Genomic DNA, 23007 nt, shown 5'->3' with positions numbered 1-23007 from the left:
ACCGCGAGGGCGGGGCGCAAGTTGCCGTCGGCCGGGGCCGACACGGGGACCGCGCTGTCGCCACCGGCCATTCCCTGCCGGGCGGCGTGGCGATCCCGAGACAGAGATAGGGGTTCTGACGCCGGGATGGATGCCCGGGGGGCCGGGGCACCGCGCGGCGGGGGCCATGGCGGGCTGCGGCGGGCGGGATGATCACGCGGGCGTGAGGGCGGCGCGCAAGGCGCGCCAGAATGCGCCTGTTCCCGGCGTGCAAGGGAAACGGGTCGATTTCCGGAGCGGACTGCCGCGGCGGCGGGCGCAGGTCGCCTCACCCGGGTTCAACTGGGCGTGAGAGGGCGAAACATTTGGGTTTTGCAGGGTTCGGGGGGTGCCGCGGGCAAACAGGGTGCCGCAGGACACGGTGCCGCAGCGCGTTGATTTCGGCGCGCGGCGGATCAGGTGTGCAGAGAACGCAAGGAGAGGCCGTGCCGGATCGCAGTGATCATCGCCCCGAGGGCAGCTTGGGCGCCCTGCGCGCAGATCCGCGGATCGCGCGGCTGCTGGCGCTGATCGGCGGCGCGCTGCACCCGGCGCCCGGGCGCGGGCGGATCGCGCTGGCACTGGCCATGGGGGTGATCTGCCACATCGTCTTTGCCGCCGCCGTGCTGGCCATGATCGCGGCGATGTTCTTCGGCATGAGCGCGAGCCTTGGGCGCGTGCCTTGGCCTTGGGCGGCGTTGGCCAATGCGGCGCTGATCCTGCAATTCCCGCTGGCCCATTCGGCTTTGCTGACGGGGCCGGGCGGGCGGTTTGTGGCCCGGCTGGTGCCGGGGCCGCATGGCGCGACGCTGGCGACCACGACCTATGCGATCATCGCATCCCTACAGCTTCTGGCGCTGTTCGCGCTGTGGACACCGTCGGGCATCGTCTGGTGGCGGGCGGAGGGGGCGGTGTTCTGGGCGGTGACGGCGGCCTATGGGGCCAGCTGGTTGCTTTTGCTGAAAGCCAGTTTCGATGCCGGGGCGGAGGTGCAGTCAGGCGCGCTGGGGTGGATGTCGCTGATGGCGGGGCGGCGGCCCGTCTTTCCCGACATGCCGGAGCGGGGCCTGTTCGCGGTGATCCGGCAGCCGATCTATGTGGCCTTTGCGCTGACGCTGTGGACCGTGCCGGTCTGGACGCCGGATCAGCTGCTGCTGGCTTGCGCCTATACCGGCTATTGCCTGTTGGCCCCGCGCCTGAAAGAGCGCCGCTTTGCCGCCCGCTATGGCGCGCGCTTTGCGCGCTATCAGGCGCGGGTGCCCTATGCGCTGCCGCGCCCGCGGCGGACGGAGAAAGATGCGGATGCGCAATGACCTGACGATCTATGACCGCGTGGCCGACAGGTGGTGGTCCGATGACATCCGCTGGGTGCGGACGTTGAAGAACCTTGTCCCCGGGCGGCTGGGCTGGTTCGACGGCCAGATCGACTGGGCGGGCAAGGCGGTGCTGGATCTGGGCTGCGCCGGGGGCTTCATGGCCGAGGCGCTGGCGCGGCGGGGCGCGGCGGTGACGGGGATTGATCCTGCTGCAGAGGCGATTGGCGCGGCACGGGCACATGCGCGGGCGGCAGGGCTGCGGATCGGCTATGACGTGGGCGTGGGCGAGGCCCTGCCCTATGCGGATGCGGCCTTTGATGCGGTGGTCTGTGTCGATGTGCTGGAACATGTGGCGGACCTGCACAAGGTGCTGGCCGAGGTGGCGCGGGTGCTGCGCCCGGGCGGGCTGTTCCTGTTCGACACGATCAACCGCAACCTTCTGGCGCGTCTGGCGGTGGTGACGGTGGCCGAGGATATCCTGCGCCTTCTGCCGCGCGGGACGCATGATCCGGCGCTGTTCATCCGCCCGGGCGAGTTGCGGGCGGGCCTGATCGGGGCGGGGCTGGTGCCGGGGCCGATCACCGGGCTTGGGCCGCGCGGGGTGAACCGGCGGCTGGACCTGACATTCGGCCGCCTGCCGCTGACGGCGATCCTGTATATGGGCGTGGCGCGGAAGCCGGCGGGGTGACCCATCACCCGTTGTAGCGTTCCAGAAATTCCTCGGCCTTGAGCCTGCGGAAATCGTCCAGCGCCGCGCGGAGGCGGGCGTGATCCCAGTCCCACCAGCCGAGCGCCAGCAGGCGGTCGATCACCGGGGCGGAAAAGCGCGACCGGATCGGCTGGGCCGGAACGCCCGCGACGATGGCGAAGGGGGCCACATCGCGCGTGACCACCGCGCCAGAGGCCACGATGGCCCCGATGCCGACCGTCACCTCGGGCTTGATGATGGCGCCATGGCCGATCCAGCAATCCGCCCCCAGCGTGCCGCGCCGGGCGGCGCGGGCGGCGAAGAAGGCGGGGTCATCCTCGGCATCGTCCCAGTAATAGCTGGAGCGATACAGGAAATGATGCTGGGCGGCATGGGTGAAGGGGTGATCCGTCGGCCCGATGCGGGTGAAGGCGGCGATATTGCTGAACCGTCCCACGGTGAAGTTGGCGATATCGGCATAGCGGTCGCAATAGGCGTAATCGTCGAACCGGCTGTTCTGCACGCGCGCGCCCTGCCCGATTTCGACATAGGCGCCGAAGGTGCTGTTCGCGATCTGCACGTCCGGGTGCAGGAAGGGCGCGTCGGGGGAAAGTTTCGGCATGGTCTTCGCGTCACTCGCCCTTGATCAGCTTGCGCCGCAGCCAGCCCGACAGGCTGTCCATCGCCATGACCATCAGGATGATGAGGACCATGTAATAGGCGACCTCTTCCCAATCCTTCTGCGTCTGGATGGCCTGTGTCAGCATCAGCCCGATGCCGCCGCCGACGATGGCCCCCACCACGGTGGCGCTGCGGGTGTTCGATTCGAAGTAGTAGAGCACCTGGCTGAGCAGCACGGGCATCACCTGCGGGATCACCCCGAAGCGCGCCCTTTGCAGGGCATTGGCGCCGGTGGAGCGGATGCCTTCCACCTGCTTTTCATCAATGTTTTCCAGCGCTTCCGAGAAGGTTTTGCCAAAGCTGCCGATATCGGTGATCAGGATGGCCAGCGCCCCGGTCATCGGCCCCGGCCCGAAGGCGCGGGCAAGGATGATGGTCCAGATCAGGCTGTCCACACCGCGGACAAAGTCGAACACCCGGCGCAGGCCAAAGCGGATGGGGGCAAGGACGTTGAAGTTGCGCGCGGCGATGAAGGCGAGGGGCAGCGAAACGATGGCGGCGCCGAACGTGCCCAAAAAGGCCATCAGCATCGTCTCGAAGATCGACCAGGCGACATCACGGTGGCGCCACATCTCGTTGTTCCAGAAATCCTGCGCCATGCCGACGATGTTGGCGCGTTCGGGATCCACCCGGTCGCCCCAGAGGGCCAGACCCGCGAGTTCAAAGAAACCGCGCCCGTGGAAGGGGCTGTTCAGGTCGAAGAAGAAGAGCTCCCACCCGTAGAAGTAGCGGAAGGTTTCCACCCGCGACCGGGTATAGGTGAAGCGGCCCGCATCGGTGGTGACCGTGACCCGGTTGCCCGAAGCGTTGATCCAATCGGGCAGCGGTTCGGGCGCGGTCAGCGCAAGGCGGCCGCCTTCGGGGCGGATGTCGACAAGACCGTAGCCCGGGATATCGTAGCGCGCGCCGGCGGGATCGTAGGTGACGACATGGCCATCGCCCAGATTGATGGTGGTGCTGTCGCCCTGCACCGTGACCCAGTCGGGATGCACGCCTGCGGGATAGGTTCCCTTCGCCTCGCCCTCGATCGCGGTGACGACAGCGCCACTGCGGTTGTCGCGCGAGACGTGCACCTTGTGCGACACGAAGTCGGACATCAGGATCACGGCATTGTCCATCCGCGCGCGCTGCGCGAGGCCGGGGATGTCAAAGCTGAAGAAGATGTAAACAAGATAGGCAAGGATCACGGCGGGCACCGACAGCGCGATCAGGCGGCGGCGGTGCATCCGGGCGAGGATCGGCGCGGCGGCCGTGGGAGCAAGGCTTGCGGTCATGTCAGCGCCCCGTCACGAGTTTTTCGCGGCCGCGATCGGACAGCTGGTCGATCACGACGATGGTCAGGAAAAGGACAAGGAAGATGGCGACAACCTGATCATACCGCCCCCCGCCCCATTGCATGGCGATCTTGAGCTCGTAGCCGATCCCGCCTGCACCCACGAAGCCAAGGATGGCCGAGGCGCGGACGTTGATTTCGAACCGCAGCAGCGCATAGGACAGCCAGTTCGGCGCGACCTGCGGCAGGATGCCGAACCACATCTGCTGGCCCCAGGTGGCGCCCACGGAGGACAGCCCCTCGACCGGTTTCAGATCGGCATTCTCGGCCACTTCGGAAAACAGCTTGCCCAGCGCGCCCGCAGTGTGGACGGCGATGGCGATCATGGCGGGAACCGGCCCGCCGCCCAGGATGTAGATCAGCACCAGCGCGATGACGATTTCGGGAAAGGCGCGCATGCCATCGGTCAGGCGGCGCAGATAGGGGATCAAGCGGGGAAAGCGCGCCAGACCCCGCGTCATCAGAAGCGACAGGATACAGGCGGCCAGCGCCCCGATCAGGGTAGAGACCAGCGCGATATTCACCGTTTCGATCAGCGACGGCAGCGCCGCCCACATCAGCCCCGGCAGGTTGCCGCGCTTGGCCCAGGCCTCGGTCAGCACTTCGGAGGGGAAATCACCCAGACGCTGCAGCCCATCCATAAAATCCCCGGCATTGCGATCCTGCGCGACAAGAAAGCCCGAGGCCATGGCGGCCACAAAGAAGATCAGCAGAACCCCACCATACATCCGCTTGCGGCGCTGTGCGGCGAGATAGGCTTCGGCATTGGCGGTGCTATGGGCCGGTTTCTTTCCCGGCTCGGGTCCGAAGGCAATGTCGACCATCGCTTCTCTTTCGCTGAGGATACGAAAAAAGGCCGGGCCATCGCATGGCCCGGCCAGTGGGGGAAAGGAGGATCAGTTGGTCGCGGCTTCTTCGAGCTTGCGCGCCGCGACCACGCCTTCGTATTCGGCATGCGTGACGGGGACGAAATCCTTCGCCTCACCTGCGGCCACGCCATAGGCGCATTCGGCATCGGTCTGCCACAGCGTGTCGGTCAGAGCGATGACCTTGGCCTTCACATCGGCGGGCAGCGCCGAACGCACGACCATCGGGCCTTCGGGGATCAGCTTCGATCTCCAGATTTCCACGATGTCGTTCATGTCCACGAGGCCCGCATCGGCGGCGCGGCGGAAGGCGCCCGAGTTGTAGCCGTCTTCCCAGTTGCCCAGGCCATCGGCCCACGACACGCCGGCATCGAAATCGCCATTGGCGACGCCGACGATGGTCTGCTCATGGCCGCCGGAGAATTTCACTTCCCCGAAATATTCCTGCAGGTTGCCGAACTTTTCGGTCAGTTCCGCGCCCGGGACGAGGTAGCCGGAGGTGGAGTTCGGATCGGCAAAGGCAAAGGACTTGCCCGCCGCATCTTCCATCGAGGTGATGCCCGCATCCTTGCGCGCAAAGCCGATGGAGTAGTAGCCGGTCGAGCCGTCAATGTTCTGCTTGGTCAGCGCAAGTTCCACGGCGGCGGGGTCGGTCAGGTAGATCTTGGCATAGGCGGACGCGCCGAGCCAGGCCATGTCAAGCGTGCCGCCCAGCAGGCCCTGGATCACGCCGTCATAGTCGGCGGGGGTGAACAGCTTGACCGGAACGCCCAGCTCGGCCTCGATCTTGGCGCGGTAGCATTCCTGCGAGGTCAGGCGGTCCTGCGCGTTTTCGCCGCCGAGGATGCCAATGTTGAATTCGGTGATCTCCTGCGCCTGTGCGGCACCGGCGAGGGTGGTGGTGGCAACGAGAAGGGCAAGCAGTCGCTTCATCGGAAGTCTCCGTTGTGAATGGCCCCCGGACAGGGGCCGGGTGGGAAAATCAGGCCAGCATCCTGTCGGCATAGGCATCGTCACCCGCGGTGCCGAGCCGGTCGATGGAGGTGGAGGTCGCGCTTTCGTTGAACGACGCGTCGGCACCGTAGATGTCGCGGGCGACCCCGGTGGTGAGTTGATCGGGGGTGCCGTCGAACACCACGCGCCCGTCGCGCATCCCGATCACGCGGTCGCAATAGCGGCGCGCGGTATCGAGCGTGTGGAGGTTGGCGATGACCAGACGGCCATCCTCATCGTGGATGCGGCGCAGCGTATCCATCACGACCTGCGCGTTCATCGGATCAAGGCTGGCGATGGGTTCATCGGCAAGGATGACCTTGGGATCCTGCATCAGGGCGCGGGCGATGGCGACGCGCTGCTGCTGGCCGCCCGACAGCGCCTCGGCCCGTTTGGGGGCCTGTTCGCCGATGCCGAGCCGGTCAAGGATCGCAAGCGCCTTGAGCGTGTCGTCATCCGGCCAGAAGCCGAACATGGACGGCAGCATGCCGCGCCGCGCCAGCGTGCCGTGCAGGACGTTCGACACCACATCGGCGCGCGGCACGAGGTTGAACTGCTGGAAGATCATGGCGCACTGGCCCTGCCAGGCGCGCTTTTCCTTGCCCTCGAGCGCGAGGATGTTGCGCCCTTCGAACAGGAGTTCGCCCGAGGAGGCATCGGTCAGGCGGTTCATCATGCGCAGGAAGGTGGATTTGCCCGCGCCGGACCGGCCGATGATGCCGATGAAGCCCGGCTTTTCGATGGTGAAGCTGACAGTGTCGACAGCGGCCTTCTGGCCGAACAGGCGTGTGACATTGCGCGCTTCAAGCAGCATGGGCCGTCTCCCCTTTGACTGGCGCCTTGCTAGCGGGGGTTTATGACAGCACGATTTCCGGTCTGTGAACGTTCAATGACTTCTTCATCGTGAAAGCGTCATCGAAACGATACAAGGCCGCACCCCTGTACGGGATGCGGCCAAGTCATTGAAATTAAAATGTTATCAGGCAGGGCAAGACAAAGCGGAATGAATGGCGCCGGTCAGGGCGGGCGCGGAGGGCCGCCCGAAAATCAGGCAGACCTCAGCCCAGCGCGTAGCCCGATCCGCGCACGGTGCGGACCGGATCATCATCGCCATGCACGCAGAGCGCCTTGCGCAGGCGGCCCACATGAACATCGACGGTACGGGTATCGACATAGATGTCGCGGCCCCAGACACGATCCAGAAGCTGTTCGCGCGACCAGACACGGCCCGGCTTTTCCATGAAGGCGGTCAGCAGGCGAAATTCGGTCGGCCCCAGCTTGAGCACCTTGTCCCCGCGGAAGACGCGGTGGGTTTCGGTATCCAGCCGGATGCCTTCGAATTCCAGCACCACGCCCATCGTCGAAGGCCGGACACGGCGGATCTGGGCCCGTGCGCGGGCCATCAGTTCCACCATCGAATAGGGCTTGATGACATAGTCATCTGCCCCGGTTTCAAGCCCGCGGACGCGGTCCACCTCATCGGCGCGGGCCGACAGCATGATCACCGGGATCGTGCGGGTTTCGGGGCGCATCTTCAAGCGGCGGCAGACCTCGATCCCCGACACTTTGGGCATCATCCAATCGAGGATGATCATATCGGGATGGTCTTCATCCACCAGTAGCAGCGCATCCTCGCCATTGTCGGCTTGGATCACGTCGAACCCTTCGGCCTCGAGGTTGTAGGCAAGCACTTCGCGCTGGGCGAATTCATCCTCGACCAGCAGGACCTTGGGTTGATGGACCATCGCACGCTCCATGTTCAGCGACCCGCCGCCGTGTCGGTGCCGCTGATCAGTTCGGCCTTGGGCCGTTCGTCGGCGGGCATGTCGCCGGTGGACAGGTAGATAACCTGTTCGGCGATCGACGTGGCATGATCGCCGACGCGTTCGATGTTCTTGGCGATGAAATGCAGGTGCATCGCGGCGCCGATATTGCGCGGATCTTCCATCATGTGGGTCAACAACTCGCGGAAGAGCGAGTTGTACATCTGGTCCACCTCTTTGTCGCGCAGACGCACATCCTGCGCCACGGCCACATCATGGGCGATATAGGCATCCAGCGCCTCTTTCAGGCGCAGCACCACGGTGCGCGCCATCCGCAGGATCGAAGACGAGGTGCCGCCCAGCGGGCTCATGTTCGACAGGACGAGCGAGCGCTTGGCCAGGTTCTTGGCATAGTCGCCCGACCGTTCCAGCGCGGCGGCGATGCGCATGACCGAAAGCACGGTGCGCAGATCCCCCGCCGCCGGGGCACGCAGGGCCAGAAGGCGGGCACATTCCTCGTTGATCTGCTCTTCCAGCGCGTCGATGGCCTTGTCGCCCGCCTGCACCTTCTGGGCCAATGCCTCGTCGCGGGTTTCCAGAGCTTCGGCCGCGTCGAGCAGGGCCTGTTCCACCAGACCGCCCATGCGCAGCACATGCGCCTGCACCGCTTCGAGATCGCGGTCGAAGGCCGACAGGATATGGGGTTCCTTCATGGTCTTTCCCTTCTCAGCCGATGCGGCCGGTGATGTAGGCTTCGGTTCTGGGATCCTTGGGATTGGTGAAGATCTGCCCCGTTTCGCCATATTCGACGAGGCTGCCCAGATGGAAGAAGGCGGTCTTCTGGCTGACGCGCGCCGCCTGCTGCATGGAATGCGTGACGATCACGACCGAGAATTGCGAGCGCAACTCGTCGATCAGTTCCTCGACCTGCGCGGTGGCGATGGGATCGAGCGCCGAGCAGGGTTCATCCATGAGCAGCACCTCGGGCGAGGTGGCGATGGCGCGCGCGATGCACAGGCGCTGTTGCTGGCCGCCCGAAAGCCCGGTGCCGGTGGCATCGAGCCGATCCTTCACCTCGTTCCACAGCGCGGCCTTGCGCAGGCTGGCCTCTACGATCGAGTCAAGCTCGGCCTTGTTGGCGGCAAGGCCGTGGATCTTGGGGCCGTAGGCCACGTTTTCGTAGATCGACTTGGGAAAGGGGTTGGGCTTCTGGAACACCATGCCCACCTTGGCGCGCAGCTGCACCGGATCGACGCGGGCATCATAGATGTCTTCGCCGTCGATGCGGATGCTGCCCATGACGCGGGCGCTGGCGACAGTGTCGTTCATCCGGTTCAGGCAGCGCAGGAAGGTGGACTTGCCACAGCCCGACGGGCCGATGAAGGCGGTCACGGTGCGATCGAGGATCGCCACATCCACATCCTTGAGCGCGTGCTTTTCGCCGTAATAGACCTGCACGCCCTTCGCTTCGATCTTGCTCTGAAGCTGTTCCACGGTCCTCTCCACCAGTCGCATGTCGTCCATCATAGCACCTTATCACCAGCGGCGTTCAAAGCGGCGCCGCAGCAGGATCGCTGCGACATTCATGATCACGAGGAACCCGAGCAGCACGATGATCGCGCCCGAGGACCGTTCGATGAAGGCCGGGTCCGAGCGCGAGGCCCAGGAATAGACCTGCACCGGCAGCGCGGTGGCAGGGTCCAGGACGCCGCCTTCCAGCGGCCCAGCAGGGTAGTTCGTCACGAAGGCCACCATCCCGATCAGCAGCAGCGGCGCGGTTTCGCCCAGCGCCGTGGCCAGGCCAAGGATGGTGCCCGTCAGGATGCCGGGCATGGCGAGGGGCAGCACATGGTGGAACACCGTCTGCATCTTGGACGCGCCCACGCCCAGCGCCGCATCGCGGATCGACGGCGGCACCGCGCGGATCGCCGCGCGGGTGGCGATGATGATGGTGGGCAGCGTCATCAGCGAGATCACCAGCGCCCCCACCAGCGAGGAAGATTGCGGCAGGCCCGCGAAGTTGATGAAGATCGCAAGGCCGAGGATGCCGAACACGATCGAAGGCACGGCGGCGAGGTTGGAGATGTTCACCTCGATCAGGTCCGTCAGGCGGTTCTTCGGGGCGAATTCCTCAAGATAGATCGAGGCGGCGACACCGACCGGCAGGGTGAAGATCAGGACCAGCACCATCATGTAAAGCGACCCGATGATCGCCACGCCAAGGCCCGACGATTCCGGCCGCTGGTCCGACGCATCGGGATTGGTCAGGAAGCCCGAGTTGAAGGCGACCGACAGGATCCCGCGTTCGACAAGGAGATCGGCAAGTTGCAGCTGTTCCACCGAGACGTTGGAATCGAGCTGGGCGGTTTCCATCGTCACCCGGCCCTTGAGATAGCCGTCGATCCGGCCCGTGGCATAGGCGGTGAAGTCGATGGTCTGGCCGATCAGCGCGGGGTTGGCCAGCACCATGTCGCGCAGGCGGCCCGGCGCATCGCGCGACACCATCCCCGAGATATCGCGGTCGGTGATGCCTTCCACGGCGATGCCTTCGGCGGCAAGGAAGTTGGCGAATTGCTGGCCGATCAGGTTGCCGTAGCCAATGGTCGTGACCTTGGCGAGGTCTTCGGGCGCGCGGTTGCCATTGGGATCGAGGATCGCGGCATCCAGCGTTATCGGAAAGCTGAGCGAGGCCTGCCGGAAGGCGGAGGTCCCGTCGCGGAAGATGGTGAACAGCATGATCGCCAGCACGACGAGGCTGACCACGATGGCCGTCAGCCCATAGAGACGGAAGCGCGTCTCGGCGGCGTTGCGGCGGCGGGTCAGCGCATCCTGTTCGAACAGCGAGGATTTGCCCCGCGGATGCGCGGTGGGGATCGGGGATGCGGCGGTGGCGTCGCTCATTCGTATTGCTCCCGGTATTTGCGCACGATCATCAGGGCGAGAATGTTCAGCCCCAGCGTGATCACGAAGAGGGACATGCCCAGCGCGAAGGCAACGAGCGTTTCAGGCGAGTTGAATTCGGTATCCCCCGTCAACTGGCTGACGATCTTGACGGTGATCGTCGTCATCGCCTCGAACGGGTTGAGGTCGAGCTTGGCCGCGGCCCCTGCCCCCATCGTCACGATCATCGTCTCGCCGATGGCGCGGCTGGCGGCCATCAGCACGGCGCCCATGATGCCGGGCAGCGCGGCGGGCAGCACCACCTTGCGGACCGTTTCCGATTTCGTGGCGCCAAGCCCGAGCGAGCCGTCGCGCATAGATTGCGGCACGGCGTTGATGATGTCATCGGCCAGCGACGAGATGAAGGGGATGTTCAGGATCCCGATCACGATGCCGGCCGTCATCACCGAAGAGCCGGAATTGCCCAGGCCCAGCGGTTCGGCAAAGTAGTCGCGCAGGAAGGGGCCAACGGTGACAAGGGCAAACAGGCCGAAGACCACTGTGGGGATGCCGGCAATCACCTCGATCAGCGGCTTCACGATGGCGCGGAAGCGGGGCGAGGCATATTCGGCCAGATAGATCGCCGCGAAAAGGCCTATGGGGACGGCCACCAGCATCGATACAAAGCTGATGTAGAGCGTGCCCCACAGAAGCGGCAGCAGGCCCAGTTCGGAATTGCCCCGGAAATTGGGCGACCACGTCAGGTTGAAGAAGAAATCCGCCGCCGGATACATCGTGAAGAAGCGCAGCGATTCCGACAGCATCGACAGCACGATCCCCACGGTGGTGAGGATGGCGATGGTCGAGGACAGGATCAGCAGGGCCAGCACCACCTGTTCCACCCGGTTGCGGGCGCGGAAGGCGGGCTTAGTCACGCGGATGGCCAGCGCAAGGCCGCCCAGCGACAGAAGGACGGTCAGGATGCTGCGCCCGAGCGCGCCGATATGCGACATCTCGCGATAGTCCTGCGCGGCTTGCAGCACGGGCGGCGTCACCTCGGCCCCCAGCGCCACGCCCACGGTGGCCAGACGGTCGCGGATGGAGCCGAATTCGGTGCGGATGTTGGCGGCCTGATCTTCGGTCAGCGCCCCTTGGGCGACCGCGACATCCAGCCCGGCGGCGACACGGCGCACATCATCGAAAAGCAGCGTGCGGGCGGCGTCATCCTCGATCATCTCGGGCGGGAAGAAGCCGCTCAGTTGCCGTTCGATCACGAGGGGCTGGGCGATCAGCCACACGGCCAGCACCAGAAGCGCCGGGACCGAGGCCATCACGAAGCCGTACCAGCCGTAGTAATTGGGAAGGGAATGAAGTTTCTGCCCGGTGGCGGCAGCGCCCTTGAGCGCGCGCTGGCGGCAGAGGATGTAACCGGCGACAGAGAAGACCGCCACGAGGGCGAGCAGCATGAAAACCGACATGGGGTGATCCAACCGGCAAGAGGGGAAAGGCAGGGCGGCGCCGCGCGCCGCCCTGCCCCGGAGAGCTTATTCCAGCGGACCCATCGGGGTGCGCGCAGCAACCATCGCCTGCGTCGCGGCCAGTTCCGGATCGGACACCAAGCCGTACTGGGCGAGCGGGCCGTTCGGGCCGGCCATATCGTCGGACACGAAGAATTCGACGTATTCCTTCAGGCCGGGGATGACGTCCATATGCGCCAGCTTCACGTAGAAGTAGAGCGGGCGCGACACCGGGTATTCGCCCGAGGCGATCGACTCGGTCGACGGGGTGACGCCGCCCATGGTCGCGACCTGCAGCTTATCGGTGTTGTTCTGGTAGAAGGACAGGCCGAACACGCCGATGGCGTTCTTGTCGGCATCCAGACGGGCCAGCGTTTCGGTGTAGTCGCCGTCGATATCGACGTTGCGGCCATCGGTGCGCAGCTTCAGGCAGGCCTCTTCGGCGCCGTCCTCGTCCATGCCGGCGGCCATGAAGGCGGCCATGGCACCGGTTTCTTCGCAGCCCACGAGGAGGACCTTGTCCTCATAGACTTCGCGCGTGCCGTGCTTCGTGCCGGGCGACAGGACCAGAATGTCCTGCGCGGGCAGGTTCGGATTGAATTCCGACCACTGGGCGTGCGGGTTGGCGACCAGCGCGCCATCCTTCACGACCTGCTCGGCCAGCGCGTTGTAGATGTCGGCGGGGGTGAAGGCGAAGGCCGGACCGGCCACGTCAGAGGCGAACACGATGCCGTCATAGCCGATGCGCACTTCCATCACCTCGGTCACGCCGTTGGCGGCGCAGGTATCGAGGTCTTTCTGGCTGATGCGCGAGGAAGAGTTGGCGATGTCCACGGTGTTCTCGCCCACGCCTTCACACATCTTGGCGCGGCCGGCGCCCGAACCGCCACCTTCCACGACGGGGGTCGGGAAGTCGAAGTTTTCGCCGAAGGCTTCGGCGACGATGGTGGCATAGGGCAGCACGGTGGACGAGCCGGTGATCTGCACCTGATCGCGGGCCAGGGCCAGACCGGTGGTGCCGGCCAGCACCGCCACGGTCGAGAGGGTGAGTTTGATAAGGGTCATCTGCATCTCCATCAGGGACCACGGCCCCCCGTCTGGGCGCCGCTCGTGAACGGTCCTAGTCTCGCTGCGTGACGACTATGCAAAGAAAGTATGACAGTTGTGTAACACCCGTTTCCAGCCTGTCACGAATGATGCAGACGATTGTGCGGGGGCAGAGGTATTCGCCGCGCGGTTGTGAAGCGGGGGCGGCGGCGCCTGTCACAAAAGGATCATCAGGCCGCGATCTGCCCGTCACCGCGATGTTGCCTGAGGGTGATCCCCTGCCATGGCGCAATCGGACGCGCCCAAACCTGCCCTCACCTACCCCTGCCCTCACCTGTCCCTGCCTTGCCGCCACCGCCCGCCGCCCGCACCAATGCCATTCCCCTGCCCTCTGCTTTTTCCCCGCTGCAAAGGAGAACCGCCCTGCCTGACCATTCCCTCCGCGCTGATGCAGGCGACGGCGCAGCGGTTTCCAAGGTGGCTTTGTCCTGCGTCCGCGTGCCGATTCGTGAAAGGCCCGCGCCCGCCTGACATACCCGAGATTGGCCGACTGTCCCCCTGACGGCCAACCCGAGGCCGCCCCCCTGCCCCGGGGGGGCGGCCTCACCCGTCACGGCTGGCCTGCAGCGGGAAGGTGGTATGCAGCGGCCCGGTCCGGTCTGTAGTATCAGTGGCAGGCGGCAGGACCGCCTTGCCCCCTGACAGAGGCCACAGCGCGCCATGCACCTTGTGAACCGCCCCTTTGACGAGATCGCCGTCGGCGAGGTGGCCGAATTGCGCCGCCTGATCACGGCGGATGATCTGTATGTCTTTGCCGCGGCCTCGGGCAATCACAACCCCATGCACCTGACCGACAGCGATCTGGATGGCGATGGCAAGATGGAGCGTGTGGCGCCGGGGATGTTCGTGGCCTCGCTCGTCTCGGCGGTGCTGGGGATGCGGCTGCCGGGGGCGGGAACGCTCTACCGCAGGCAGGTGCTGGATTTCCATGCCCGCGCCCATGCGGGCGACGAGGTGATCTGCCGTGTCGAGGTGCTGGAAAAGCAGCCCGGCGGGCTGGTGCGTCTGGCCACGGATATCCGCCACGCGGCGGATGGCGCGCCGATCCTGACTGGCGAGGCGCTGGTGCAGGCCCCGGCAACTAAGATCGAGCAGGAGGGGGTAGAGGTGCCGGGGCTGATCGTGCAGCGGCACCGGCATTTCGAGGCACTGCTGGCGCGGGCGCGCCCCCTGCCCGCCCTGCCCACGGCCGTGGTCTGCCCGGACGAGGCCGCCGCACTGGACGGCGCGCTGCGGGCGCATCGGGAAAGCCTGATCACGCCGATCCTCGTGGGGGATGCCAAGGCCATCATCGCGGCGGCGGCGGCCTTGCAGGCGGACCTGACGGGGATCGAGATCGTGGATGTGGCGGGCGACGAGGCGGCGGCGGCGCGCGCCTGCGCGCTGGTGCATGAAGGGCGGGCGGCAGCAGTGATGAAAGGGCATCTGCACACCGATGCCCTGCTCCGCCCGATGGTGGATCGCGCGCAAGGCCTGCGCATCGGGCGGCGGCTGACCCATGTCTTCGTGATGGATGTGCCGGGCCTGCCCGAGCCGGTGATGGTGACCGATGCCGCGATCAACATCGCGCCCGACCTCGCCACCAAGATGGACATTTGCCAGAATGCCATTGACCTTGCGCTGTCGCTTGGGATGGAGGCGCGGGTGGGCGTGCTCTCGGCGGTAGAGACGGTGAACCCCGCCATCCAGTCGTCCATCGACGCGGCGCTTCTGTCCAAGATGGCCGAGCGGGGGCAGATCCGGGGCGGGTTGGTGGAGGGGCCGCTGGCGATGGACAATGCCATCGACATCGCCGCCGCTCGGACTAAGGGCCTGACGGGCAAGGTGGCGGGGCGGGCGAATATCCTTGTCGTGCCGGGGATAGATGCGGGCAACATGCTGGCCAAGCAGCTGGCCTTTGTCAGCCATGCCGAAGGGGCGGGGCTGGTGCTGGGGGCAAAGGTGCCGGTGATCCTGAATTCACGCGCCGACAGCGCAATGTCGCGGCTGGCGTCCTGCGCGGTGGCGGCGATCCATCATTTCCATACCAAGGCGTAACAGGATGGGGAGCGGGGGGGGGGTGCGGGGGGGCGGGATGCCCCCCCGCCCCGCTTCAGTCTGTCATCTGCCCGGACCGCGCGGCGCGATCGCCCGGCGACAGCCGCAGCACCGATTGCGCGAGCGATCGGCGGTCCAGCCCGAAATGGCGATAGAGATCGCCGATCGTGCCGGTCTGGCCGAAATGTTCCACCCCATGCGCCACCGTCCGATGCCCCGCGACAGACCCGAGCCAGGCCAGCGTCGCGGGATGGCCGTCGATCGCGGTCACGATCAGGCAATCGCGCGGCAGGCCTGCGAACAGCGTCTCGATATGGCTGCGGGCGGCGGCATGGCCCCGGGCGCGGGCGCGTTGCGCCGCCGTCCAGCCCGCATTCAGCCGGTCGGCCGAGGTGACGGCCAGCACGCCCACATCGCGCCTGTGTTCCCCGATCAACCCCGCCGCGGCGATCGCCTCGGGCGCGATGGCGCCCTGATAGGCGATCACCGCCGCGCAATTCGGCCCCGGCGGGCGCAGCCAGTAGGCGCCGTCGATGGCCCCCTGACGGAAGGCATCGTCGCGCCGCTTTCCCGGCTGTTCCAGCGGGTTGGTGGTCAGCCGCAGATAGACCGATCCGCCCGTTTCATCGCGCAGCCATGTGCGCTCATCCGCGTCGCCGTCGCCGTCGCGCTGCAGATAATCAAAGGCCCATTCCATGATGACGGCCAGTTCATCGGCAAAGGCCGGCTCGAATGCCGCGAGCCCGTCCTGGCTCATCCCCGTCAGCGGCGTGCCGATGGATTGATGCGCCCCGCCTTCCGGCGCCAGTGTCACGCCCGAGGGCGTGCCGACGATGAGGAAGCGCGCATCCTGATAGCAGGCGTAGTTCAGCGCATCCAATCCGCGATGGACGAAGGGATCATAGACCGTGCCGATGGGGAAAAGCCGCTTGCCGAACAGGCTGTGCGACAGGCCGGCGGCCCCCAGCAGCAGAAACAGGTTCATCTCGGCGATGCCCAGTTCGATATGCTGGCCGTCCGGCGTGAATTCCCATTTCGCGGTGGACGGGATGCGATGTTCGATGAAGGCATCGGCCTGCGCCGCGCGGGCAAACAGCTTGCGCCGGTTCACCCAGGGGCCGAGGTTGGTGGTCCCCGTCACATCGGGCGAGGTGGTCACAATCCGCGCGGCAAGCGCGCTGTCGCCCTTGGACAGATCGTCGAGGATGCGGCCAAACGCGGCCTGGGTGGATATCTCGCGGTCGGTGTCGATCGCGATGGGCGGCACGGGAAGGCGCGCGTCGCTGTGGCGGCGGGGACCCTGCGCGAAGAAGGGAACACGTGACAGGAAATCCCGCAAGGCTAACGCATCGGGGACGGTGGCGAACGGCTCCCATTCCTGCCCGGGGGCCACGCCCATATGCGCCTGCCATGCGGCGAACTGGGTGGGGTTCATCAGCCCGCCGTGATTGTCCTTGTGGCCCGCGATGGGTGTGCCCCAGCCCTTGATCGTATAGGCGAGGAAACAGGTCGGGCGGTCATGGGTGACGGCGTCGAAGGCATCGGCCATGGTCTGCACGCAATTGCCGCCGAGGTTTTCCATCAGCGCCGCCAGTTCCGCATCGCTGCGCCGGTCGATCAGCGCGCTGACCGCGCCCTGATCGCCCAGATCCTCCATCAACCGCTTGCGCCACACCGCCCCGCCCATGAAGGTGAGCGCGGCATAGTCCTGGTTCGGGCAGGCGTCGATCCAGTCGCGCAAGGCGCTACCCCCCGGTTCCGCAAAGGCCGCGCGCTGGAGCGCGCCGTATTTCACTCGCACCACATCCCAGCCGAAGGCATCAAAGATCTTCTCGACGCGCGCGAACAACCCCTCGCGCACGATCCCATCCAGCGACTGGCGGTTGTAGTCGATCACCCACCAGCAGTTGCGCAGGCCGTTCTTCCAGCCTTCCTGCAAGGCTTCATAGACGTTGCCCTCATCCAGTTCGGCATCGCCCACCAGCGCCACCATGCGGCCCAGGGGCAGGTCCGCCCCCCAGGATTTGGCGGCAATGAAATCCTGCACCAGCGACGCGAAGGTGGTGATGGCCACACCAAGGCCCACCGAACCGGTGGAAAAATCCACATCATCCACATCCTTGGTGCGGCTGGGATAGCTTTGCACGCCGCCAAGGCCGCGAAAGTTTTCCATCCGCGCGCGGGTCTGGTTGCCCATCAGATACTGGATGGCGTGAAAGACCGGGGCGGCATGGGGCTTGACCGCCACCCGATCCTCGGGCCGCAGCGCGTGGAAATAGAGCGCCGTCATGATCGACACCATGGATGCTGACGAGGCCTGATGCCCGCCGATCTTGATCGCGTCCGTCTTGGGGCGGATGTGGTTGGCGTGGTGGATCATCCAGTGCGACAGCCACAAGAGCCGCTGTTCGATGGTTTTCAGATGCGCGCTGGTCATGGCCTGTCTCCCTCTGTGGCGGCAGTCTGCGGCGCGGGGGGCGCGCTTGTCCTTGCTATTTCCGCCCGGGCGCGCCAGCCTTGCGCAGGAAACCGCTACACATGGCGCCATTCATGGCTGATCCCGCCCAGATCGACGAATTCGACGTTCGAATCATCCAGACCCTGCAGCGCGAGGGCCGCCTGTCGGTGCAGGACCTGAGCCAGCGCGTGGGGCTGAGCCCGACCCCGGTGCTGCGGCGGATGCGGCGGCTGGAAAAGGATGGCGTGATCACAGGCTATGCTGCGCTGGTCGATGAGGTGGCGGTGGGCTTTCCGGTGCAGGTCTTCGTGTCGGTCAAGCTGGACCGTCAGGTGGACGCGGCGCTGGTCAGTTTCGAGGCGGCGGTGCAGGATTTCCCCGAAGTGGTGGATTGCTGGCTGATGACGGGCAACCGCGATTACCTGCTGCGGGTGGTGACGGACAGCCTTGCCGGGTTCGAGGCTTTCCTGACCGGGCGCCTGACCCGCCTGCCAAGTGTATCGAGCATCGAAAGCTCCATCCCCTTGCGGCGGGTCAAGGCCGGCATCAGCCGCAGCCTCTAGGGGCGCGATCAGCCCTCTTTGTAATAATAGCTGTAGCCGTTGATGGCGGGTGCGCCGCCCAGATGGACGTAGAGAACGCGCGATCCTTCGGGGAAGAACCCCTTGCGCGTCAGGTCGATCATCCCCTGCATCGACTTGCCCTCATAGACCGGGTCGGTGATCATCGCCTCGGTCCGGGCGGCAAGGCGGATGGCGTCATTCGTTTCCTCGGACGGGACGCCATAGGCCGGATAGGCGTAGTCGGGGTTGATGACGATCTCATCCTCGCGGATCTTGCGGCCAAGGCCCACCAGTTCGGCGGATTGGTCCACGATCTGGCGCACCTGCGCGCGGGTCTGGTCCAGCGTGCCAGAGGCATCAATCCCGATGACGCGATCCGCGCGGTCCTGCGCGGCGAAGCCCACGATCATGCCGCCCTGCGTGGAACCGGTCACGACGCAGACGATGATGTAATCGAAGGTGAAGCCAAGCGCGCGTTCCTGTTCGGCCACCTCTTCGGCAAAGCCGATATAGCCCAGCGCGCCGTATTTGTGCACGCTCGCCCCCGCCGGGATGGGATAGGGCACGCCGCCCGCATCGCGCACCGATTGGATCGCGTCTTCCCAGCTTTTGCGGATGCCGATGTCGAACCCATCCTCCACCAGCCGCGAATCCGCGCCCATCAGGCGGGTCATCAGGATATTGCCCACACGGTCATAGACGGCATCGTAATGGGGCACCCATTTTTCCTGCACGACCACGCATTTCATCCCGATCTTGGCCGCCGTCGCCGCCACCATCCGGGTGTGGTTCGACTGCACGCCGCCAATGGAGACCAGCGTATCCGCCCCCGACTTGATGGCATCGGGGACGATGTATTCCAGCTTGCGCAGCTTGTTCCCGCCCATGGCCAGGCCCGAGTTGCAGTCATCCCGCTTGGCATAGATCTGGACCTTGCCGCCCAAAGCCTCGGTCAGGCGCGGGAGGTGCTCGATCGGTGTGGGGCCGTAGGTGAGCGGGTAGCGTTCGAATTTGGCAAGCAGCGACATGCCGGTGTCTCCTGTGGGTGGCTATGCCGAAAGACTAGCAGGATCGGCGCAGAGGGGGCTTTCATATTGGGGCGGCAGAATTGCCGTTTCTTCCACGATGCGGCATGATTCGCGCCTTGGCGAAGACAGCAGGCCCACAGGATGAAAGAACCTTCCACCGCCGATCTGGACCGAATCGATCGCAACCTGCTGCGGGCGCTGCAAAAGGATGGGCGGCTGGCCAATGCCGATCTGGCGCGGATGGTGAATGTCAGCCCCGCCACCTGCCACCGCCGCACCCAGCGGCTGATCGACGAAGGCTATGTCACCGCCATCCGCGCCCAGATCGCGCCCAATGCGGTGGGACTTGGCGCGCTGGTGATGGTGGGCGTGGTGCTGGACCGGTCCACGCCTGAAAGCTTTGCCGCCTTCGAGGCGGCGGTGGGCGCGATGACCGAGGTGCTGGATTGCAACCTTGTCGCGGGTGATTTCGACTATCTGCTGAAAATCCGCGTGCGCGACATGGCGGGGTTCAACCTGCTGCATGGGCGGCAGCTGATCGCCCTGCCCGGCGTGCGCCAGATCCGCACCTTCTTTGTGCTGAAAGAGGTGAAGGACAACGCCCCCCTGTCCTTTTAGCCCTGTCCTTTTGGCCCTGTCCTTTTAGCGCGCCGCCGTGGCCTGCGGCGGCAGGGCGCGCGCGGGCGCAGATGCAGGCACATGCGCGGCGGCCGCATCCGGCCGGGTGTCGCGGATGCGGAACCACGCGGCATAAAGCGCGGGCAGGAAGAACAGCGTCAGCACCGTGGCCACGATCAGCCCGCCCATGATCGCCATGGCCATCGGCCCCCAGAAGACCGACCGCGCCAAGGGGATCATGGCAAGGATCGCCGCCAGCGCGGTCAGCACCACAGGGCGCGCGCGGCGCACGGTGCTTTCCACCACCGCATCCCATGGGGCGGCCCCGGCAGCAAGGTCGTGGTCGATCTGATCCACAAGGATCACGGTGTTGCGCATGATCATGCCCGCAAGCGCGATCACCCCGAGCAGCGCCACAAAGCCGAAAGGCGCGTTGAACAGCAGAAGCGCCGCCACCGCCCCGATGGCCCCGAGAGGCGCCGTCAGAAAGACGAGGAACAGCTTCGAGAAGCTGCGCAATTGCAGCATCAGAAGCGACAGCATCACCACGAACATCAGCGGAAAGATGCGGAACAGCGCGGCATTGGCCTTGGCGCTTTCCTCCACCGCGCCGCCGGTTTCGATGCGATAGCCCGCAGGCAGCGCGTCGATGATGGGTTGCAGGCCGGGCAGGATCTGCGCGGTCACGGTGGGGGCCTGCACGCCCGGCACCACATCGGCGCGCACGGTGAGCACCATGTCGCGGTTGCGCCGCCACAGGATCGGCTCTTCGAAATCATAGCTCACATCGGCCAGTTGCGACAGCGGCACAGCCGCGCCGGTGGGCAGCAGCACCGTCAGATCGGACAGGCGCGAGGGATCGGCCCGTTCGGCCTGTGGCGCGCGGACCATCACGTCGATGAGTTCGGTGCCATCGCGAAACTCGGTGACCTTGACCCCCGACAGCAGGGTTTGCAGCGTGTTGGACACATCCGCCGTATTCAGGCCCAGCGCGCGGATGCGGTCCTGATCGAGGTGCACCCGCAACGCCTTGGCCTGTTCGTTCCAGTCGAACTGCGGCTCTACCGTGTTGGGGTTGGCGACCAAGGCGGCGCGGACATCGGCGGCGATGCGGCGCACCTCGGCCGGGTCGGGGCCGATCACGCGGAACTGCACGGGAAAGCCCACGGGCGGGCCAAAGACGATCTGATCCACACGGATGCGCGCCTCGGGGATGGCGCCTGCGGCGACGGCCGCCTCGATCCGGGCGCGCAGGCGGTCGCGCGCGGCGGCATCCTGCGCCATGATGACCGTCAGCGCGAAGGATGGGTTGGGCAGCGCGGGGTTCAGCGCGAAGAAGAAGCGCGGCGCGCCCGCCCCCACATAGGTGGTGGCATGGCGGACATCCGGATCGCCCGCGACCAGCGCCTCAGCCGCCAGCGCGGCGCGGGCCGTGGCCGTGATTGAGGTGCCTTCAGGCATGCGCGTTTCGATGAACAGTTCCGCCCGCGCCGAGGTGGGGAAGAACTGCTGCTGGACAAGGCCCATCCCCACGCCCGTCAGCCCCAGCGCGCCCAGCGTCGCCCCGATCACCCACCAGCGGGCGCGCAGCGATGCGGTGACGCCCGCGCGCAGGGCGCGGTAGAGGCGGCTGTCATAGCTGGCGTGATGCGCCCCGGCTTTGGGCGGAGGCAAGAGTTTCATCCCCAGATAGGGCGTCACGATCACCGCCACGAACCAGGACACGATCAGCGCGATGCCCACCACCCAGAAGATGTTGCCCGCGTATTCCCCGCTGGTGGACCGGGCCAGCCCCACGGGCAGGAACCCCGCCGCCGTGACCAGCGTGCCGGTCAGCATCGGGAAGGCGGTGGAGGACCAGGCGGCCGAGGCGGCGGCGATGCGGTCATGGCCCTGTTCGATCTTCACCACCATCATCTCGACCGCGATGATGGCATCATCGACCAGAAGGCCCAGCGCGATGATCAGCGCGCCCAGCGTGATGCGGTCAAAGTTCATCCCCCAGACCTGCATCACCACAAAGACGATGGCCAGCACGATGGGCACCGACAGCGCCACCACGATCCCCGTGCGCCAGCCCAGCGTGACGAAGGACACGACAAGGACGATCACCAGCGCCTCGAGAAATGTCTTCAGGAATTCGTCGAAGGCATGGGTCACGATATCGGCCTGGTCGGCAGTCTGGATCACCTCGACCCCGAGCGGCAGGTCGGCGCGGAAGGCGGCAACCTCGGCCTCCAGCCGCTGGCCGAGTTGGACGACATTCGCGCCCTCGGCCATGGCGACGCCCACGCCCACGGTCGGCATCCCGCCGTGAAAGGCAAGATAGTCGGGCGGGTCCTCGTAGCCGCGCCGCACCTCGGCGATGTCGCCCAGCCGGAGCGTCGCCTCTCCGGCCGGGATGGGCAGGGCGCGCAGCGTGGCCAGCGTGGCGAGGCCGCCGCTGACGCGCACCTGCACGGCATCGCCCTGCGTCTGGATCGCCCCCGCCGCCGTCATGTCATTCTGCCCCGCGATGGCATCGAAGATGGTCTGGGGCGACAGGCCCAGCGTGGCCAGACGGCGGTGGCTGATCTCTACCCAGATGCGTTCCTCGACATCGCCGATCAGCGCCACCTTGGCGGCATCCTCGACCGCCAGCAGGCGCGTGCGCAGGCGTTCGGCATAGGCCTTAAGCTCGGCCCGGCCCAGCCCTTCGCCCGTCAACATGTAGATGGCGGAAAAGACATCGCCATATTCATCGTCGAAGAACGGGCCGATCACGCCCTGCGGCAGGGACGGCGCCAGATCGTCCAGCTTCTTGCGCACCTGATACCAGACAGGCTGCGCCGCACGCACCGAATCCTGCAATTGCACCTGCAGCACCGTCGCACCGGGGCGCGAGAAGGTGCGGACGAATTCAAGCTCCGGCAGTTCCTGGATGCGCTTTTCCATCGGTTCGGCGACGAGGTTCTGCATCTCATCCGCCGTGGCGCCGGGCCAGACAGCGGTGACGACCATGGTCTTGATGGTGAAGGTCGGGTCTTCGGCGCGTCCGAGATTGACATAGGCAAAGGCCCCGGCAGCCAGCGCCACGAGGATGGCAAAGAGCGTGACCGCCGGGTTGGTGACGGCCAGACGCGACAGGTTCAGGTTGCGCAT

General features: G+C 66.1%; 19 protein-coding genes. 5 read left to right on the top strand and 14 right to left on the bottom strand.

Annotated features, from left to right (window positions below):
- Positions 1-509 precede the first annotated feature (509 nt).
- Together GU920_RS11720 and ubiG are read left to right on the top strand one after the other, a co-directional pair.
- On the top strand, positions 510-1331 hold the full coding sequence (locus GU920_RS11720) for a methyltransferase family protein (protein ID WP_161767374.1): 822 nt from the start codon (positions 510-512) through the stop codon (positions 1329-1331).
- The gene (ubiG, locus tag GU920_RS11715) at positions 1321-2022 is read left to right on the top strand and encodes a bifunctional 2-polyprenyl-6-hydroxyphenol methylase/3-demethylubiquinol 3-O-methyltransferase UbiG (RefSeq protein ID WP_161767373.1); all 702 of its coding nucleotides are present in this window, start codon (positions 1321-1323) and stop codon (positions 2020-2022) included. The genes GU920_RS11720 and ubiG overlap by 11 nt, the downstream gene beginning before the upstream one ends.
- A gap of 4 nt (positions 2023-2026) precedes the next feature.
- On the opposite strand, the gene GU920_RS11710 is transcribed toward ubiG, so the two are convergent.
- From GU920_RS11710 to GU920_RS11660, 11 genes are all read right to left on the bottom strand, one after another.
- A complete protein-coding gene (locus tag GU920_RS11710) occupies positions 2027-2644 on the bottom strand; it encodes a chloramphenicol acetyltransferase (protein ID WP_161767185.1) in 618 nt (205 codons plus the stop codon).
- 10 nt (positions 2645-2654) lie between these two features.
- Positions 2655-3977, bottom strand: a complete 1323-nt coding sequence (gene phnE, locus GU920_RS11705) for a phosphonate ABC transporter, permease protein PhnE (RefSeq protein WP_161767184.1) — start codon at positions 3975-3977, stop codon at positions 2655-2657.
- A gap of 1 nt (position 3978) precedes the next feature.
- On the bottom strand, positions 3979-4860 hold the full coding sequence (phnE, locus tag GU920_RS11700; protein ID WP_161767183.1) for a phosphonate ABC transporter, permease protein PhnE: 882 nt from the start codon (positions 4858-4860) through the stop codon (positions 3979-3981).
- A gap of 72 nt (positions 4861-4932) precedes the next feature.
- The gene (phnD, locus tag GU920_RS11695; RefSeq protein WP_161767182.1) at positions 4933-5835 is read right to left on the bottom strand and encodes a phosphonate ABC transporter substrate-binding protein; all 903 of its coding nucleotides are present in this window, start codon (positions 5833-5835) and stop codon (positions 4933-4935) included.
- Between the two features lie 49 nt (positions 5836-5884).
- Positions 5885-6709 (bottom strand): phosphonate ABC transporter ATP-binding protein, encoded by an 825-nt coding sequence (gene phnC, locus GU920_RS11690; protein ID WP_394351559.1) that lies wholly within the window; start codon positions 6707-6709, stop codon positions 5885-5887.
- 244 nt (positions 6710-6953) lie between these two features.
- On the bottom strand, positions 6954-7640 hold the full coding sequence (gene phoB / locus GU920_RS11685) for a phosphate regulon transcriptional regulator PhoB (protein WP_161767181.1): 687 nt from the start codon (positions 7638-7640) through the stop codon (positions 6954-6956).
- A 14-nt stretch (positions 7641-7654) separates the two neighbouring features.
- Entirely contained in the window at positions 7655-8371 is a 717-nt protein-coding gene (gene phoU, locus GU920_RS11680) for a phosphate signaling complex protein PhoU (RefSeq protein WP_161767180.1), read from the bottom strand.
- 13 nt (positions 8372-8384) lie between these two features.
- Positions 8385-9182, bottom strand: a complete 798-nt coding sequence (gene pstB, locus GU920_RS11675) for a phosphate ABC transporter ATP-binding protein PstB (protein ID WP_161767371.1) — start codon at positions 9180-9182, stop codon at positions 8385-8387.
- 12 nt (positions 9183-9194) lie between these two features.
- Positions 9195-10559 (bottom strand): phosphate ABC transporter permease PstA, encoded by a 1365-nt coding sequence (pstA, locus tag GU920_RS11670; protein WP_161767179.1) that lies wholly within the window; start codon positions 10557-10559, stop codon positions 9195-9197.
- Entirely contained in the window at positions 10556-12016 is a 1461-nt protein-coding gene (gene pstC, locus GU920_RS11665) for a phosphate ABC transporter permease subunit PstC (protein ID WP_161767178.1), read from the bottom strand. The genes pstA and pstC overlap by 4 nt, the downstream gene beginning before the upstream one ends.
- Positions 12017-12082: 66 nt before the next feature.
- Positions 12083-13120: a PstS family phosphate ABC transporter substrate-binding protein gene (locus GU920_RS11660; RefSeq protein ID WP_161767177.1), complete on the bottom strand. Its 1038-nt coding sequence runs from the start codon at positions 13118-13120 to the stop codon at positions 12083-12085.
- A gap of 702 nt (positions 13121-13822) precedes the next feature.
- Here GU920_RS11660 and GU920_RS11655 point away from each other — a divergent pair.
- Positions 13823-15199 carry a bifunctional enoyl-CoA hydratase/phosphate acetyltransferase gene (locus tag GU920_RS11655; protein ID WP_161767176.1) on the top strand — a complete coding sequence of 459 codons (1377 nt, stop codon included), beginning with the start codon at positions 13823-13825 and terminating at the stop codon, positions 15197-15199.
- A gap of 55 nt (positions 15200-15254) precedes the next feature.
- Here the strand turns inward: GU920_RS11655 and GU920_RS11650 are convergent, their stop codons facing one another.
- Positions 15255-17636: a transketolase gene (locus tag GU920_RS11650; protein WP_161767175.1), complete on the bottom strand. Its 2382-nt coding sequence runs from the start codon at positions 17634-17636 to the stop codon at positions 15255-15257.
- A 113-nt stretch (positions 17637-17749) separates the two neighbouring features.
- Here GU920_RS11650 and GU920_RS11645 point away from each other — a divergent pair, with 113 nt between their 5' ends.
- Positions 17750-18220, top strand: coding sequence for an Lrp/AsnC family transcriptional regulator (locus GU920_RS11645; protein ID WP_161767174.1), 471 nt, complete (start codon positions 17750-17752; stop codon positions 18218-18220).
- A gap of 8 nt (positions 18221-18228) precedes the next feature.
- Here the strand turns inward: GU920_RS11645 and GU920_RS11640 are convergent, their stop codons facing one another.
- Positions 18229-19248 carry a 1-aminocyclopropane-1-carboxylate deaminase gene (locus GU920_RS11640; protein WP_161767173.1) on the bottom strand — a complete coding sequence of 340 codons (1020 nt, stop codon included), beginning with the start codon at positions 19246-19248 and terminating at the stop codon, positions 18229-18231.
- Between the two features lie 141 nt (positions 19249-19389).
- Here GU920_RS11640 and GU920_RS11635 point away from each other — a divergent pair, with 141 nt between their 5' ends.
- Positions 19390-19866 carry an Lrp/AsnC family transcriptional regulator gene (locus GU920_RS11635; RefSeq protein ID WP_161767172.1) on the top strand — a complete coding sequence of 159 codons (477 nt, stop codon included), beginning with the start codon at positions 19390-19392 and terminating at the stop codon, positions 19864-19866.
- A gap of 24 nt (positions 19867-19890) precedes the next feature.
- Here the strand turns inward: GU920_RS11635 and GU920_RS11630 are convergent, their stop codons facing one another.
- Positions 19891-23007, bottom strand: coding sequence for an efflux RND transporter permease subunit (locus tag GU920_RS11630; RefSeq protein WP_161767171.1), 3117 nt, complete (start codon positions 23005-23007; stop codon positions 19891-19893).

Origin of the sequence: Paragemmobacter ruber (assembly GCF_009908315.1) — a bacterium.
GTDB classification, from domain to species: Bacteria; Pseudomonadota; Alphaproteobacteria; order Rhodobacterales; family Rhodobacteraceae; genus Paragemmobacter; species Paragemmobacter ruber.
Note: the sequence above shows the minus strand (reverse complement) of the source record. Positions and strands in the feature narration are given on the sequence as shown.